The following is a 15,417-nucleotide window of genomic DNA, read 5'->3' on the forward strand; positions in this document are numbered from 1 at the left end:
AGGCGTTCCGATCGCGAACATCGCCCCGTTCGGAAGAGGCCTGCACGCACAATCAGCCGACTATTCAGGAGGCCAAATGTCGCTTTCGGTGAACGTCAGAGTGCCGACCACAGTGGGAAGCACCGGCTTCTTGGGCGAGTAGGACGAGGTTCCGCGAAAGTACCTCCATCTGTATGTGGAGGGGCCCAGGTTGTACCAGCGCATTCTTGCGTTCGGGAACGATCCGCTCTGATCAGGTTGCGCCGGGATGCCAATGTCACGCATCGGCGTGAGCCTAAAGCTCAAAGGCGCGTCGACGTCCGCTGTCGCAGGTTCAATTCTGAGGTCGGCCTGGACGAAGAGATGGCGTTTGGTCATGCGGATCAAGCCCAGGTCGACGAGGACATTTGGCGTGTCGATCCTGAGCGTGAGGCCCTCGGGTGGAATGGAACGGCCCGGCCCTACATCGGCCGCGCCACCATCCGTCGAGCCGGGGACCTTCTGCGCTGAGACGCTTCCAGCGTAGTAACTCGACTGGTACCGGCCGCTCTGCCCCGTGGGCGTCAGGGGACGGCGCCAGCTTTCCGTGGTTGCCGAACCCGACCAGCTGATGTTGATGGCCGTCGGTCCGATCGACCAGCGTCCGACGCCTTTTTCGTTGCTGCGCGAATCACGCCACGCAAGCCTTCCACCGGGCGAGAACTCGTACTCCCAGACCCAGTCCTTTACCCTGACGATCCACTTGCCGAGAATCGCCTGTGGGTCGTCCTCCATCTCCGATTCGCCGGCGATGCCGGACTCATCGGCCTCTTCGAACTCTCTTTCGCGCGTTTTGGAGAGCGACGTGGAGTAGGAAAGGTCCGAGCGCGGCATCAACCCATCGAGCTCCCGTCCGCGCGGATGCTGCCCGGTAACAAACCAGCGCTTGCGCTCCCGCACCTTGTCGGCCCAGCGCTGCGCGGAGGTCGTGGCGAGCACGTCGGCGATCGCGAGCAGCACTTCGCTCTCTGGCACGCGAGCGGTGCCGAACCGCGTGGCGAGCGCCATCAACGCCTGTTCGATCAGGACTCGGCGCTTCTGCACGCCGCTGAACTTCTTCTTCAACCACCCCTTCCCGTGGCTGGCCACCGCATCGAACATGAAGCAGAACGCCTGTTCGCTGGTGAGGCGGAACTGGCGGCAATAGTCCCCCGCGCACGCCAGCAGGTTGCGCACGTAGCGCACCTGGATCTGCTGGAACGCAGTGTCTTCCGACAGTCGCTTGAAGTAGCCGACCCAGGGCTGGCGCACAGTCCAGATGCGCTTGCCGCGCGCGCCGGTCGAGACGCTGTTCATCTGCTCGATGGCGAAACGGTGTTGCTCCTTTTCAGCTTGCTTGTCCTTGCCTGCGATCAGCTGCAGGAATTGCGACGCATCCGGGCCGAACACCCACACCCAGCGCGCCGGATGCTCCTTCGCGAAGTCCCGCAGCAACGGCTGCAGGCTGCCGGTGCCGATGGTCCAGTTGACCAGCCCGAACGATAGGCCTTGTCCGTCGAAGTTTCCGCTGAGGCCGTAGAAGCCGCCGCGCTTGCCCGTTTCGAACAGGCTGGTGATCTCCACGGCCTTTTGCTCGGCCGGCGTGAGGCCGCTACCGGCGAGGCCAGCTTCGCTTTCCTGGTCGAGTGCGAAAGAGAGGTCGTGCTCCCTGTCCTCGAACGAACCCTCCTGCCATGCCTCCTCTTCACTGGATTCCGCACCCCATTCGGAGTCGCGCTCGTCGCCGAACGCGTCGAATCGATCGGGTGCCTCAAGTTCCTCCTCGTTCGCGGCCTGTTCGCTCCATTCGTCGCCGCTGGCCTTGTCTTCCGACGCCGACGCTTCGGCTTCGGTGGCGAGCCCGGCATCGTCCTCGCCTTCCTCGAACTCCTCGTACGCATCCAGCTGCGCCTCGGCTTCGTCTTCGCCGGAGGTCGCCAACGCCGGCAGTGCTGCGAGCAGGCGCGGCAGGTACGCCGTGGGAATGCCGCAATGCGAGACCTTGCCCGCCGCGACCGGCATCACCGTCAGCCGGCCGTCGCTTGCGGCTGCCAGCTTGATGAACTCCTTGCCGCGCACGCCGGTCGCCAACTCGCGCACGATCGATCCCTGGGTCCGGTAGGTGCCCTGGCGAAAGACGACCGTGGCCTGCAGATCCTCGCGCGAGCGCAGCCACGCCCGCCAGTCGGCGATCGGCGCGGAGTAGGTCGTGTCCAGCGCCCACACGTGCGTCGGACTGGCCAACGCGCCGGTGCGCATCTGCGGCGAGGCATGCTCGTGTGCCAGTGCGTCGAAGAAGCCGTATGCGCGCGAATGGCCCGCCAGAACCAGGCGCTGCACCTCGGGTGCCGCGGCGCTGCCGGCGATCGTGCGCACTTGCTCGAGGGCTTCGGCCGCCACCTGGTTGAAGTTCGCGGGCTGCGCCAGCCGGTGCCACTTTCGGCCGAACGCCATGCGGTTCGCATCGAGTCGTTCCCAGTCCATGAACGGGACGACCAGCACGATCGGGCGCCCGGTCGCTTCGACCAGCTCTGCAAGCTTGAACGGCTGCTCGGTGATGAACGTTGCGGGCCGGTTCTTCAAGACCGGCTTGCACAGGTCCAGGCCATGGCAGAACACCACCATCTCGACCCGACGCGCATGGCGTGCGGCCTGTGTTACATACACGGCAACCTTCACGGCCAGTGCCTTCGCGGTAAATGTGCGCAGGTAGGGCGACAGTGCCGCGCCTTCCTCCTCGTACTGCGCTTCGGCGTAGAGCGATCCCTCGTCGGCCTGCTCCCAGGAAGCCATCGATCCACCGGGCTGGGCTTCCTCTTCGAGCTCGCCGCGCGTCGCGCCTTCGAAACGCGCCTTGAGTCCCGGCGGGTTGTATTCCCAGTGCCAGGGCTCGTTGCGATAGGGGTACCAGCCGAACTCGCGCGCGCGCAGCGCCATCCACTTGTAGGCCGGCGAGCGGTACATGCGCACCAGGTTGCCCATCTTCGCCTCTGTGCCGGCCTTCGCCGCGGTGGCGCGATCGACGCGGGTGTTGATCTCCATCACCGGCAGGCCCGGCACGCCCATTCGCAGGTCGATCGCCAGCCCGTACATGTGCGCCGAGGCCTTGCGTGCGACCGCGGCGGGGTTGGGCTGGTTGGCGCTCGCCGCCGCCTGTCGTGCACGGCTGCGCCACGACGACAGGATGACGAGGTCGACGCCGTCCGCCTTCGCAGCCGCGTGCATGCGGACGAACGCATCGCGCGCTTCGGCGTACAGCCGTTGCGACGGCTGGCCCGGCACCTTCGCCGCGGGGCGATCGCGGAACCGGATCGAGGTCGGCACACGGCGTTCCGGCGTGACCCCGCCCATGGCATCGAACAGCGAGCGGGCGAGCGCCCAATGGCGCTTGATCTCCATCGTCGCCGACTGCCCCTTGGGCACGTTGAGGGGAAACTCGACGTCCGACCAGTCCTGCCGGAGGAAGCGCGCCCGTACCGTCCCGTCCGGCAGACGCTCGATCGCTGAGCGGTCGAGCGCGAGGATCCACGCCCGTTGTTGCGGGGACAGTGGCGCGGGCACTTGCACGGCGCTGCCAGCGGCCTCATCTTCGGGCTCGAAGTACTCCTGCTGCGTGGCCTCGGGCTCCATGTATTCATGGAACTCCGATTCCCTCGACGCGCACGCCTCGCATCTTTCGTGGGCTTCATGCGCTTCACGCGCCGGGCCGACAGGAAGCTGGCACTGGCGCGACGTGAAGCGCCCTTCGGTGGTGTACTCGCCGCACCTCTTGGCTGCATCCCAGGCGGCGCACGGCGCTGAATTTCGCAAGTCCAGCACCTGGTAGCGCTTCTGGGCGCGCGCGCTCGGGTAGCCCCGCGTATGGAAGCCGCTTGCGTCCACCGACATTCTTTCGGCGCCTGCCACCGATCGCGCGGTGGACAGCCGGGGCGCATCCCGGTCGTATTCGAGCAGCCCGAAACGGTGTCCCTCAAGCGTCTGGAGGGCGCTCGCCTGCGACGAGTCCCAGAAAAGGAAGGTGTCTTCGCGATACCCGATGATCAGCAGCCAGTGCTCGGGACATTGGCGCCACGCCTCGTCCTTCGCGATGCGGGCGCATCCCACTTCCGGCTTGTCGGCGCAGATGCCGCTCAGAACACCTGCCGCGACGGTGCAGCCCTGGTCGAGCGCCCGCTTGATGCGATCCACCGCATTCCGGAGCTGCTCCTTCGCATACCTGATGACCAGGTGCGGACCGGGGACGTCGCCGCAGTGCGCGCAGCGGGACTTGTGGGGTTCCGACCGGCACATCGACCAGTACGAGCCGCTCCATTGGCAGCACTTGCGAGTGGCCGAAAGCGGAGGCTGCTCTTCCCGCGCCGTGACGAGCTGTGCGCCGTAGAAGTTGAAGGACGCACACTTGGCTTTCGGGGGCGTCGCGGCCTCGAGCAGGCGGCTGGCGGTCTGGACCGCCCTGCAGCAGTTCGTTGCGTTGATGTCCGCGGGCACGATCCTGCTGAAGCGGAGCATCAAGGGAAAGGTCCATTCGACGGACGCCGGGTTCGCGTCTTCAGCCGCGAAGGCGAGACGGGGCGCCGGCGCCGCGTCGGCCGGGCGCAGCGCGATGTCGACACGGCGATTTCGGGCTCGCTCCGCTTCGGTCCTGGGTTGGGGCACTTGCAGCTGCCGGGCGCCTGCACCAACGACGCGCCAGTGCAGGCGGGTGGAGACCGGCGGCGACGGGGGGTCGGCAGGCAGATGTGCCGCGCTCTGCCGGTCGATCGCTTCGGCGAGCGTCGCACGCATCCCCAGCGCGCGTTCCCGGCTTATCGTTGTTTCGAAGTCGGCTCCCCGCGCGACGTCCCTGTCCGCATGTCCGACCAGTTCGATCGAACGCACCGGTGTACGGCCCGGACCGAAGCTCCAGAGGACGTAGGCCGCAAGGGCGGAAATCTTCGCGCGCTCCGAAGGTGCAAGCGACGCGGCCTCGCTGCGGTAGCGGCCGAACCCGCCGATGGTCGCGCTCTTCAGCGCAGGCGGATCGGTCGGACGCGCGCCCGGCTCGAATTCGTCCTGCTGCGCATAGTCCTCGAAGGACTCCGCGGCATCGCGTTCCTCGTCGTCGAGGTATTGCACTTCGCCTGAGCTTCCGTCGCTCTGCCATTCGCCGGCGTGCTCGTGTTCGCGTTCACGTTCGCGTTCGAGCTCGTCTTCATCCAGTTCCTCGCCGTCCAGGACGAGGTCTTCGGCGAGCGTCTGCGGGGAGTCGCTCTCCGATTCCATGTCGAGCCAGGCCAGGTTTTCTTCTCCGGCGTTCGTGGGCTCCGGACCTTCGTCCCAGGTCCCGCCGGTCGCTGGTGCTTCTGCATAGGGCGACTCGCCCGACGCGTTCCATGCCGGCCCGGCTTCGTAGCGATCCGTCGCGTCAGCGCCTTCGGCGAAGGGGGCCTCCAGTCCGATCTGGTCGAACGCGCCCGGCGGGCTTGTTGCGGACATGGTCTTTCCTCCGGCGGAGTCGCTGCGTCACTGCACACTGACCAGCCGCGGGCGGTTCGTCTCGACGGGCTTGGCGCGCGCCTTGAGGTCCTTGCCTGTCGCGGCCGCCCATTCCGTGATGACCCGTCGCGCGGCCTCCGCCACGGGCCCGGGCATGTAGAGGAGGGTCACGGTAGCGGGATCGATCACCGCCGACTCGATGGTCCGCAGAAGGATCGACAGGTCCTCGCTCATGGAGAAGAGCGCGGCCGACTTGCTGTGTGCGGGCAAGCCCACCCGGTCGCCGATCAGCTTCAGGCGATTCGCCGCCGATGTGGAATCCGCCTTCAGATCCTTGATGACCGCGGTCTCCGTGTCCAGCGTGAGCTCGATCCACCCGAGGACGGTCGCGGCGGCCAGTTCCTCGCGATCGATCACTTGCCCCTGCCGGCGTGAGGTCAGGACGTACTGAAGCTCCTGGGCAATGCGGAAGATGCGGTCCTGGTCGGTTTCGTTGCCCGCCACCAGATTCTTGATGTTGGCGATGGCCCGCCACAACTCGTAGAGCAGTTCCTCGAACAGCTTGACGAAATCGGTGTTGGCGGCGCTCGCCTTTTCGTATTCGCAGGGGCGGTTGTCCTCGGTGCCGAACGCGAGGTCCATGCCCAGCAGACGCCAGTAGGCGTTGCGTCGAACGGCTTCGGCATTCCGTCGGGCGGCGCTGGTGGAGAGCCACGGCGCAATCAGGTTGTCAGCCCCATGCAACAAGGCCTCCGTGGCATCCAGCCACTGCCGCGTGGCAAAGCTCGGGACGCCGAGCTTCTCGCCGGAGCGATATTCGCGGACCACGCGGCGCAGGATCTGGCTCGCGCGGGTGTTTTCGAGCACGTAGCTGTAGGCGAGATGGTCCCAGCTCGGAACCGTCGAGGTGATCGGCACGGGCGGGACGATGGTGTGGAATCGCCCGGACGCCCACAGGCTCTGGCGCGCCGGTCCGGCAGAAGGACTGTAGGAGTTCCAGTACTGCTCGAGGTACAGCGTCAGATCGAGCGGGTCGGCGGTCAGGACGGCCTCGGTAGCAGCGGCAAGACTGCCGGCGGCAACCGGCGGGTAGGGAGGGGCAGGACCAAGGCCTGCGGCGAAAATGCCCTTGACGAGTTGCCGGATCATGACGCACTCCTCTGTTGCAAGCCGACGTCCTCTTCCCCGGTGGGCGGCTTCTTCTTGTCCTCTACCGGCACTGGCGGCACCAACGCCTTGTACAGATTGGCCATCACCGCGCGCTGCTCGGGGCGCAACGGAGGTTCCACCGGGGCCAGATTGCGCAGTGGTGCGACCTGGACGGCGATGTCCTGGAGGCGGTCGGAAACAGTCTTCAGACCGGCAGACACCTGTTCGAACCCGCACCCGAGGATGCTTTCGGTCGCTCCCGCTTGTGCAAGGCGCACGAACAGTTCCTCAAGCACGGCGATGCGCGATTCAAGCGTCGAACCCGCGTAGCCCTCTTGCTTTTCCGTTGCCATGGCGATTTCCTCTCAACATCAGGCTGCTTTGACTTCCGTCGTCAGCCACTGCCGCGCGCGGTCGATCCAGAGCGGCGCGGTCGTGGGACGCTCGGCTTCGCGAAGACCGGCCAGCGCGACGATCCGGATGCCTTCGCTCTGGCGCCAGTGTGGCGAACTCCAGAGGGCCGCGCCAGCGCTGGTTTCGAGTTCGCCCAAGGCCTTGGGCGACACGCGTTGTGGATCGAGCACGTCGGTCATCGGCCGGTTCTGCAGTGCCGGCACCGGAGCAGACAGGCACGCGGCGGCGATGGCCGGCATGGCGGCCAGCGAGCGCGCAAGCAGTGGCTGCACGCTCTCGTCGGCGGCAGTCGCCGGATGCCGCGCTTCCATGGCGCGTTGCAGCTGCGTCCACGGCCCGTTCGCGCCGAAGCACTGTTTCGAGAACGCGCAACCCAGCGCGGTGCGCAGCCAGCCGATGGGATGCGGATCGCCGATCGGCCAGCGCAGGATCGTCTCCGCGTCGCCCACCACGTCGTAGAGCGCCGCGACGGAGGCGTAGCCGGTCAGGAGGAAGGCATGCACATCGGCGGCGATCTCCGAGGCCCACGGTGTCCACATGGCCTGCAGCTGCGCATCGTCGGCGAGCGCACGCGCGAGCGAGTCGCGCACCGACGGCACCCACCCGGTGAGGTGCGCGACCTGGTGTCCGGTCTCGTGGAAGAGCGAGGTCGGGCGGTAGAGGTTGTGGCGCACGATCTTGATCGCGGCGACGGGCATGACCGCGCCCGGCGCCCACAGGCGCACGCCGGCACGCAGGATCGACGCGCCGGTGCCCTTGTCCTGGTACACCAGCGCACGCGGAATGGGCTTGTTCGCACGCTGCAGCACCGGTGCCATGCTCGCCACGGCAAGGCGATCCAATGTCGACAGCGCCGCGCACAGCAACGGGCTGGTGCGCGAGTTGACCGCGTCGCCGAGGAAGTCGAGCGTCGTGTCGACCTGCACGTAGCGGCGACGGAAGCGCTGCACCGCCGTCGCGGCCCGGTCGACCAGCGCGGGGGCCTGGCGCGCCTTCGCGATCAGCGCGCTCGTGGCGTCGCCCAGTGCGATCAGCTCCTCGACCGCGGCATTCATCTGCGTTCGCAACGGTACGCCGATCTCGCGTTCGACCGACTTCCACGCCGCCAGCGACGCGAACTCCTCGGCGTCGCGGAAGGTGCGCGAGGCCGCCAGCCAATGCGCGATCTGGCGCTCGAGGTCGGCGACGACGAGCGCGTGGTCGATGGGCGCGACCTTGCTCATTTCCGGCGCCTGCCCGAGGTCAGACTGATGGAAATCGACGGCGTGCCGCGCAGCGCGTTCTTCGCGGCCGCCGCGCCCGCGCCGCCCGCACCCTGTGCGAGCGCGTCCAGCCCGGGCACCGCCGTCAGGCGCACGCGGACCGTGACGCCCGGATCCGGATGGGCCGCGGCACGGGCGAACGCTTCGCCGTTGTTGCGCGCCCAGCTCGCGAGGGCGGGCAGCACCCAGGCATCGAGCCGCCGACGCAGCAATGCGGCGGTCGCCGGCGGCAGCGCGGGACCGGCGGGGGCCAGGTCTTCGTGATCCTCGCTGTCTTCGCGCACGATGCGCAGGGGCCCGTTCGGCGCCGCGGCGGTCGGCTGCGAGGCCGCCTTGTACGCCGTGGTCAGAGCCTGCAGCAACGCGGCGCTGCCCTGGCCCCGGCGGATGCGTTCCGCGACTGCCTGCGCTTCGGCTTCGGACAGGTACATCCCGACGGTGATCTTCGAACGGCGCAGGTTGACGACCGTCCACGCCCGGCTCGGCGCCAGTCGCGTGGCCGCCGCGCCCGCGGCGCCGGACAGGGCCAGCGTGCCTGCCGTGTCGAGGGGTTCGAGCAGGTAGAAGCGCTGCCCGACCGCGATGCGGTGCCGTGAGCGCAGGAAGGCCGGCGCGACCGCGACGCCCAGTTTGGGTTCGCGCAGCAGCAGGCCAGCGGCTTCCGGCGTCAACGGATGCACCTGCGACGATGCGGCACGGCCGCGCCCGCCGCCGTTGGCGCGATCGACGCGGATCATGCGCGGCAGCGTGGTGCCCGTCGCCGACTGGTAGATGTGCATGCGTGCACGGATCGGGAACGACGCGCCCGCGGCGCGCAGCATGGCGCCCACCGTCGTGCCGCCGAAAGTCGGCAGCGCGTCGGCGATCTGCGCCGTGAGCTCCACTTCCGGCGTGCGGCTGTACTTGCGGTACGTGCGGACGCTGCGCGGACGCCGGGCGACGAAGGTCCCGCCGATCGAGGGCGCCTGGCGCAGGCCGGGCCGCACGAAGCGCTGCGGGAAATGGCTGGCCACCGCCTCGCCGAATGCGTCCGCGGCGGCGAGCTGCATGAGGTCCTCGTTCTCGAGGACGTAGTCTTCGCTCTCGGCCAGGCGTCGCACGGTGTCTTCGACGACRCTTGCCAGGGCGATCGGTGCGGCCTCGTCGGTGCGCGCTTCATTGGCATCGCCTTCGGCCTCCAGCGCGACCAGGCGCAGGCCGGTATCGACGATCGCGTTCGACAGCGGGCCTGACAGGGTGGGGCCGACCCAGCGCTTGATCAGTTGCCCCAGATAGCCCGCGAGAAAGCGCACGACCTTGGGGCGCCCGACAAGGTTGATGCCCACGCGCAGCGCGCCGAGCAGTGCGGGTACGAACTGCTCCACGGCGGGCGCCAGGTCTTCCTCGTCGTGGGCCGTGCGCAGGCGGTCGATCAGCACGCCCCGGGCTTCGGCCAGGCGTTCGAGTTCACGTCCGTGTGCGTTGTCTTCGCGATCGCGATCGCGGTCCTCGTACGATTCTCCGGCGAATTCGCCCACCGTGTCGCCGGTCATCGCTTCGGCCAGGGCCGCGTCGAAGGATTCGGCCAGTGCCTCGACATCGGTCAGGTTGGCGGGCGAGACCGCGCCGGTGTAGACGGCGCCTTCGTCTTCCGAAGCTTCGGAGGTGATGCGCGCCGCCAGCGCCCGCGCGGCCGGCTGCAGCGGCGCCGGAAGCCTGCCGATCGCGATCGACAGCACGCGCTTGAGCAATGGATTGATCAGCGCGCGCAGCTTCTGAAGAATCGGCCCGAGCACCGCACCGGCGACCTTGCCCACGGTCTTGCCGACGGTCGCCGCGGCGTTGGCGACGAACTTGACCGCCTTCTTCGCCTTGCGCACCAGCGCGCCGATGAATTCTTCTCCGGCCGGCGTCAACTCGCCGGACTGCGGGTCGAGGCGATCGAGCACCTCGTCGAGCTGCTCGCCGGTCAGCGACTCGATGTCCTTGCCGGTGAGTCCGGCTTCGAGCGACTCCAGGTATTGCTGCGCCTCGAACCGGACCGCGGACAGTTGGGAATCGGCGTAGCGCTCACGTTCGGCGCCCGTGTAGGGCGACTCGTCGGTGAAGCGGTCGGCAACGGCTTGTTCGGTCTCTTCGGCGAGGTAGGCGATGGCTTCGTCGAAGCTCTCGTCGCGCAGTTCGGCGAATGCCTGTGCGAGCAGGCGGTCGGATTCGGATTCCGACAGTGTGTTGTTGGCGGTTTCGGCGAATGGCGTCGCGCCTTCGCTGAAAAAGATGGCGCGCTCGGCCGACGCCGTGGTGGCCGCGACTTCGGGCATCGCCTCGGCGAAGGGGTTCTGCTCGGACTGAACGCTCCGTTCGCGTTCGTACACTTCCTGGTCGATCATGTCACGACTCCGGGCCAGTGGCTCATGGCGCAAGTCGACCATATCTGCCGTCCGTAGTCGTACGAGGAAACATCCCGCCGGCATCGCCGACGGGTCGCGATCGCGTGGCCGGGTCGTGGTGGATGCGTAGCGGCCGTTACCGCGCGGCGTTGCCGGGGCGTCGCGCAGGCGTCCTCATTTCGTCCAAGGTGAGCGGGTGCCGCGTTGACGCGACGCATGTACGCGCAGCGCGGACGGTCAGCGTGAGTGCCGCTTGGAGTGGCTGATACCTGCGACCCGTTCTGTCAGCGCGGGATCCGGTTCTACGCCCAGTTCTTCGTCGAGCTTTTGCTTGAGCATGCGGAAGCACTGCATCGCTTGGTAACGATTGCGCTGCGCAAGGTGCGCATCGATCAGCGCCTCCGCAGCGGATTCGCGAAGCGGTTCGGCGGCGACGGCTGCCGCACCGGCCTGTATGGCCAGGCCATAGCGACCAGCCGACACCATCGTGCGACAGGCCGCCTCCAACGCCTGCACACGCAGCATGTGGAACGCATCTTGCTCCGGCAGAACCCATTCCTCGTGCCACCCGGGAAGGATGTCGCTCGATAGGAGCGCGATCTCCTCAAGCGACAGGGGCTCGCCAGCCAGCGCATTCGCCGCGATGCGGTGTGCCTCCTCAAGGTCACATTCCGCATCGAGTACGAGTTCGTCGCCGATCGTCACCACCCAGCCCCGCGGCACATGCCACAACGCACGGCGAAGGTTCGCGCGCCCGACGTCCTCCGGCACATCCGGCCAAACTTGGGCCGAAGCCAACCCGCGTAGAGCGGGTTGCCTGCGAAGCGCCAGATACGCAAGGAGGCGGCGGCCAGGCAAAGAAAGCCGCATCATCGGGTACACGCCGAGGCGACCGACGATCGCGATTCTGCGCCTCACGTTGTCGTTGGGTTGTTCCATTACCTCTCGCCTCGACAAACCCGCTTTGCTTGAACGAATGCGGCAGGTATCTAATCCCTGAACTTCGCACTTGGCAATCCCACGCATGGCCTATGCGAGGCGACCGGGGATGCTATGCCCCGCTGGATGCGCCGACAAAAAAACGGTGCGCGGATCGAACGACGCACGCAAGTCGTCCAGTTCAATTGCCAATGCGGCGATGTGGGCATCAGTCGCTTCGTCGAACATGGGTGTTGATCGACGTCGAACTGCTCGCTCATGACGCCGTACTTCGCGCGCTTCAGTTGAGCCAGTGCGTAGGTGAAGCTGTCGATCTTGACGTCGCGCCAGTTGATCCGCTGAGCACCTCGCTGCTTTCCTGCTGGCCACGTTCGATCAACTTGGCGAGCAGCTCGCGCACTCGACCTCGTTCAGGGCGAGAGAATGACCATCGCCGAGGCGCGACAGTCTACGAACTGGAGAAAGCCGTTCCTTGTCCACGGCCGCGGTGAAGTCCAAAAGCGCATCGAGTTCTTGATTCCGACGCTGTACTTCAACACGGTTCATGTTGTCCTTGGTGGCGCTCGAACAGTCTCTGCTCGAATGCTTCTTCGGCCGATTGCTATAGGAAGCGCGTATGTGTGCACGCGCGACATCAAGGACCCGACCCAGAACATCGTGTGGGTCACGCCGGAAGGGAGTGGGGGCCCGAACTACTCCGGTATGTGATCGGGCCGGAGTGGGTGCTGTGATCCATTCGCCGAGGTTAACCCGGGTCCCGGCGAAGCTCGCTGTCGCGGACCGACAGGAACTTGCTCGGGGGCACGCCCACCAAGCGCGTCATCATCGCGGCGAAGGCACTCGCGCTCGAGTAACCGAGCTCCGTCGCGATGTGAGACATGGGCTTTCGCTGCGCTGCGAGCGTCAGTGCGCGAGCCAGCAGCACCTGCTGCCGCCAACTCGCGAAGCTCGTTCCTATTTCCTTGCGGAACAGCCGCGCAATCGTGCTGACGCTGGCACCCGCCTCGCTTGCCAGTGAACCCAGTGATTGGTCCCGGGCCGGGTCCTCCAGGAACGATTCGCAGAATGCGCGCAACCGCCTGTCAGCCGGCAGCACGATCCCGAGCGGCGAGGTCTTCGACCGGCGCATCTCGCTGAGCGCCAGCACACACATGCTTCGATAGCGCTGGACATCGACGGTGTCGGAATCCTCGGCGCCCATCTGATGCACCAGTTCCAGCAGCAGCGGTCGCACCTCGATGACGCGGCATCTGCTCCAGGCCCGGTCCACGGTGGCGCTGGACATGGACGGCCCCGTGATGCCTCGCGGCTGGTAGACATAGACGGAGTGCAAATCAGCGTCCTCCAGGACCGACGCCGCGTGCTCCACGTTGGCGGGAATCCAGACTGCGCGCCGAGGCGGCAGCACGTACGCCGCCTCGGAGGTCATGACACGCGCGACGCCAGCACTCGAAAAAACCATCTGTGCCCAGTGATGCTGATGCGGAAGCACCTTCGTGTGAGCGCGCAAGAGCCGCGACTTGACGCGCACGGGCTGCTGCCTCGTCGGTGTGAACGGGTGCGGATCGAGCGGAGGAACGCTCTGGTCGGGCGATCGCGTGCGTGCCATGAATTCAACAGAAATTGATTTCTTATCGCAATTCAATCATAACTTCGTTAGCTAGAGTCAAGTTTCGCGTCAAGCGATCGAGAGTCAAAGAATCGGGGAGGGGAGCAAAGTGAGCCTTCGGCACAACACCAGCCGCAGCCGAGCGGTATCAGCGATTGATCGGCACTTTGAGAACGAAGAATTCGAGCTGAAGGGGGAGACCGAGAACTGCAAAGCGCTCGTTGCGCGAAGAGAGCATCTACTCATCGGTATCAGCCCGTTCAACTCGCGGTTCTCGCCTGAGTACGTTGAGTCGCTTGTCGATTGGGCTCATTCGAACTTCGCCCGAATCGACATACTTCTGCCAAGTGAGGATGATGCGGCGCGTCTGCTGCTCGCCAGCGGCGTCGCACCATCGAAAGCGGCCCAGAAAGCACGCAAGGAAATCGGGCGACACCTTCGGTCCGCCCACAGCGCAGTTGTCAAAGCCGGCGCTGATTCATCCACGGTTCGCGTGTTCCAGTTCTCGGATTTTCGCGAGGATGCGAATTACTTGGCCATGCGGGCCCGAGTTCAAGAGGCATTCCACCAAAGCGACGAGTTCAGGAACGCGTGCCTGTTGATGACGCGCCAGGCGGTCGATGGACGTCGAAATGGCGTCGCGGACAACAGCTTCGCACCGGCGCCGACGCACGAGCAAATCAGTCGAGCCGTCCCGTACATATTCGCCGAGATTCCGTTCTACCTCGATACCCCGGCGCTCATCGGCGTCGAGAGTTCGATCTTGGCATACCACCGTCCGTGGTCTATCGGTGCAGGACTCTTTGCCGGAGTCTTCCCGCTTCGTGTCAGTCCCGCGCAGGGGTACGGCGTCCTCACTCGCTCAGAACGATGGAGTCGACAGGTCGTTGCTCGGCCCACGCATTGATATCGCCATTCAACTGATCGAGAGGACCACATGGCCAAGCTTATAGACTTCAACATTGCATCGGTCGAATTTCACAACAATCCGTATCCGCAGTACGCACGGCTTCACAGCGAGGACGCCATCTTTCACGACCAACGGGTCAACGCGTACTTCGTGGGCAAGTACGTCGACGTGCAGTCGATTCTGTCAAATCCAGATTTCACGACGGCGCCGCTGCTCGAGAGAGCGCAACCCGTCATGGGAGACAGGGTATTGGCGCAAATGAGCGGCTCGGAGCACGCGAGCAAGCGAAGGGCCGTGCTTGGCGGTCTGAGCGGACGGTACTTCCGCGAGCGCTACGCTCCCATGATTCGAGGCATTTCTGAGATGCTCCTGCGCCCCTGGATGGCTTCCGGATCGCTCGATCTGGTGAACCAATTCGGCAAGGACTACGGCGTGTTGGTCACACTGAGTGTTCTGGGCTTGCCAACAGATCGTTACAAGGAACTCGCGACTTGGCATGCCGGAATCGCGGACTTCATCACCAGCCTTGAGATCGAAGAGGGGCGGAAAGCCTACGATCTCGCATGCAGCCAACAGTTGATTCAATACCTGACCCCGATCGTCGAGCAACGGCTTCGACGTCCCGGTGATGACCTGATTTCATTGCTGTGTATCGCCGACGGTCAAGGCGAAACGATGTCCGTGTCAGAGATCGTCGCGCTATGTCTCAACATCTTGCTCGCGGCAACCGAGCCCGCTGACAAGACCCTGGCCTTGCTTTTCAAGCACCTGATGGACCACCCGGAGCAGTTGGATCGGGTGCGAAGCAACCGTGATCTTCTGAGCGCTGCGATCGACGAAACCTTGCGGTTCACATCGCCGGTTCAGCTCATTCCAAGACAAGCCGCGGTCGACGTGGAGATTTCTGGAATCAAGATTCCTGCGGATTCGATCGTTTTCTGCATGATCGGTGCGGCGAATCGGGATCCCAAGGCATTTGATGGGCCGGACACATTCAAGGTCGACCGAAAGAAGCCAGAGGGTACAACTTCACTGGGGCGTGTAGCGCGCCATTTGGCCTTCGGAGCCGGGACGCACGTTTGCGTTGGAGCAGCATTCTCCTTGCTGCAGATCGAGATCACAGCCAACCTCCTGCTTGACAATCTGAAGGGGATCAAATACTCGCCTGGCTTCGTCTACAAGGAGGTTGGTCTCTATACGAGAGGGCCAGCTTCGCTGTGCATCGATTTCGACGCCTCCGCTTCGATTGAAGTCGTGGCCCCTTGCACAGCGGCGGCAGCAGCGTGACCGACG

The 15,417-nt window shown here is 65.7% G+C and carries 10 protein-coding genes and 1 pseudogene; 3 read left to right on the forward strand and 8 right to left on the reverse strand.

Annotated features, from left to right (window positions below; translation table 11 throughout):
- Positions 1–60: 60 nt before the first annotated feature.
- The 7 genes from AC1D2O_RS31475 to AC1D2O_RS31505 form a co-directional block, all read right to left on the reverse strand.
- The gene (locus AC1D2O_RS31475; protein WP_478158461.1) at positions 61–5,259 is read right to left on the reverse strand and encodes a D-alanyl-D-alanine carboxypeptidase family protein; all 5,199 of its coding nucleotides are present in this window, start codon (positions 5,257–5,259) and stop codon (positions 61–63) included.
- Between the two features lie 240 nt (positions 5,260–5,499).
- Positions 5,500–6,621 carry a hypothetical protein gene (locus AC1D2O_RS31480; protein WP_478089982.1) on the reverse strand — a complete coding sequence of 374 codons (1,122 nt, stop codon included), beginning with the start codon at positions 6,619–6,621 and terminating at the stop codon, positions 5,500–5,502.
- Positions 6,618–6,974: a hypothetical protein gene (locus AC1D2O_RS31485; RefSeq protein WP_478089981.1), complete on the reverse strand. Its 357-nt coding sequence runs from the start codon at positions 6,972–6,974 to the stop codon at positions 6,618–6,620. Before AC1D2O_RS31485 ends, AC1D2O_RS31480 begins: the two co-directional genes overlap by 4 nt.
- Positions 6,975–6,992: 18 nt before the next feature.
- Positions 6,993–8,258, reverse strand: a complete 1,266-nt coding sequence (locus AC1D2O_RS31490) for a hypothetical protein (protein WP_478089980.1) — start codon at positions 8,256–8,258, stop codon at positions 6,993–6,995.
- Positions 8,255–10,666 (reverse strand): hypothetical protein, encoded by a 2,412-nt coding sequence (locus AC1D2O_RS31495; protein WP_478158462.1) that lies wholly within the window; start codon positions 10,664–10,666, stop codon positions 8,255–8,257. The genes AC1D2O_RS31490 and AC1D2O_RS31495 overlap by 4 nt, the downstream gene beginning before the upstream one ends.
- 237 nt (positions 10,667–10,903) lie before the next feature.
- Positions 10,904–11,605, reverse strand: a complete 702-nt coding sequence (locus AC1D2O_RS31500; protein WP_478158463.1) for an AfsR/SARP family transcriptional regulator — start codon at positions 11,603–11,605, stop codon at positions 10,904–10,906.
- Between the two features lie 90 nt (positions 11,606–11,695).
- Entirely contained in the window at positions 11,696–11,833 is a 138-nt protein-coding gene (locus AC1D2O_RS31505; RefSeq protein WP_478093412.1) for a hypothetical protein, read from the reverse strand.
- A gap of 396 nt (positions 11,834–12,229) precedes the next feature.
- On the opposite strand from AC1D2O_RS31505, the pseudogene AC1D2O_RS31510 reads away from it, so the two are divergent.
- Positions 12,230–12,313, forward strand: a pseudogene (locus tag AC1D2O_RS31510) (4Fe-4S dicluster domain-containing protein); the annotation flags it as partial.
- A gap of 37 nt (positions 12,314–12,350) precedes the next feature.
- Here AC1D2O_RS31510 and AC1D2O_RS31515 read toward each other — a convergent pair.
- Positions 12,351–13,214, reverse strand: a complete 864-nt coding sequence (locus AC1D2O_RS31515) for a helix-turn-helix domain-containing protein (protein ID WP_478093410.1) — start codon at positions 13,212–13,214, stop codon at positions 12,351–12,353.
- A 109-nt stretch (positions 13,215–13,323) separates the two neighbouring features.
- On the opposite strand from AC1D2O_RS31515, the gene AC1D2O_RS31520 reads away from it, so the two are divergent.
- Positions 13,324–14,121, forward strand: coding sequence for a tRNA-dependent cyclodipeptide synthase (locus AC1D2O_RS31520; protein WP_478158464.1), 798 nt, complete (start codon positions 13,324–13,326; stop codon positions 14,119–14,121).
- Between the two features lie 30 nt (positions 14,122–14,151).
- Positions 14,152–15,411: a cytochrome P450, cyclodipeptide synthase-associated gene (locus tag AC1D2O_RS31525; RefSeq protein ID WP_478158465.1), complete on the forward strand. Its 1,260-nt coding sequence runs from the start codon at positions 14,152–14,154 to the stop codon at positions 15,409–15,411.
- Positions 15,412–15,417 lie beyond the last annotated feature (6 nt).

The organism is Variovorax sp. P1_G12, from assembly GCF_056405555.1.

Excerpts from the sequence above, each read along its gene's own strand:
- AC1D2O_RS31485 (WP_478089981.1), bottom strand. The coding sequence starts at position 6,974 with ATGGCAACGGAAAAGCAAGAGGGCTACGCGGGTTCGACGCTTGAATCG.
- AC1D2O_RS31490 (WP_478089980.1), bottom strand. The coding sequence starts at position 8,258 with ATGAGCAAGGTCGCGCCCATCGACCACGCGCTCGTCGTCGCCGACCTC.
- AC1D2O_RS31505 (WP_478093412.1), bottom strand. The coding sequence starts at position 11,833 with ATGTTCGACGAAGCGACTGATGCCCACATCGCCGCATTGGCAATTGAA.
- AC1D2O_RS31525 (WP_478158465.1), top strand. The coding sequence starts at position 14,152 with ATGGCCAAGCTTATAGACTTCAACATTGCATCGGTCGAATTTCACAAC.
- AC1D2O_RS31475 (WP_478158461.1), bottom strand. The coding sequence starts at position 5,259 with ATGGAATCGGAGAGCGACTCCCCGCAGACGCTCGCCGAAGACCTCGTC.
- AC1D2O_RS31480 (WP_478089982.1), bottom strand. The coding sequence starts at position 6,621 with ATGATCCGGCAACTCGTCAAGGGCATTTTCGCCGCAGGCCTTGGTCCT.
- AC1D2O_RS31515 (WP_478093410.1), bottom strand. The coding sequence starts at position 13,214 with ATGGCACGCACGCGATCGCCCGACCAGAGCGTTCCTCCGCTCGATCCG.
- AC1D2O_RS31500 (WP_478158463.1), bottom strand. The coding sequence starts at position 11,605 with ATGGAACAACCCAACGACAACGTGAGGCGCAGAATCGCGATCGTCGGT.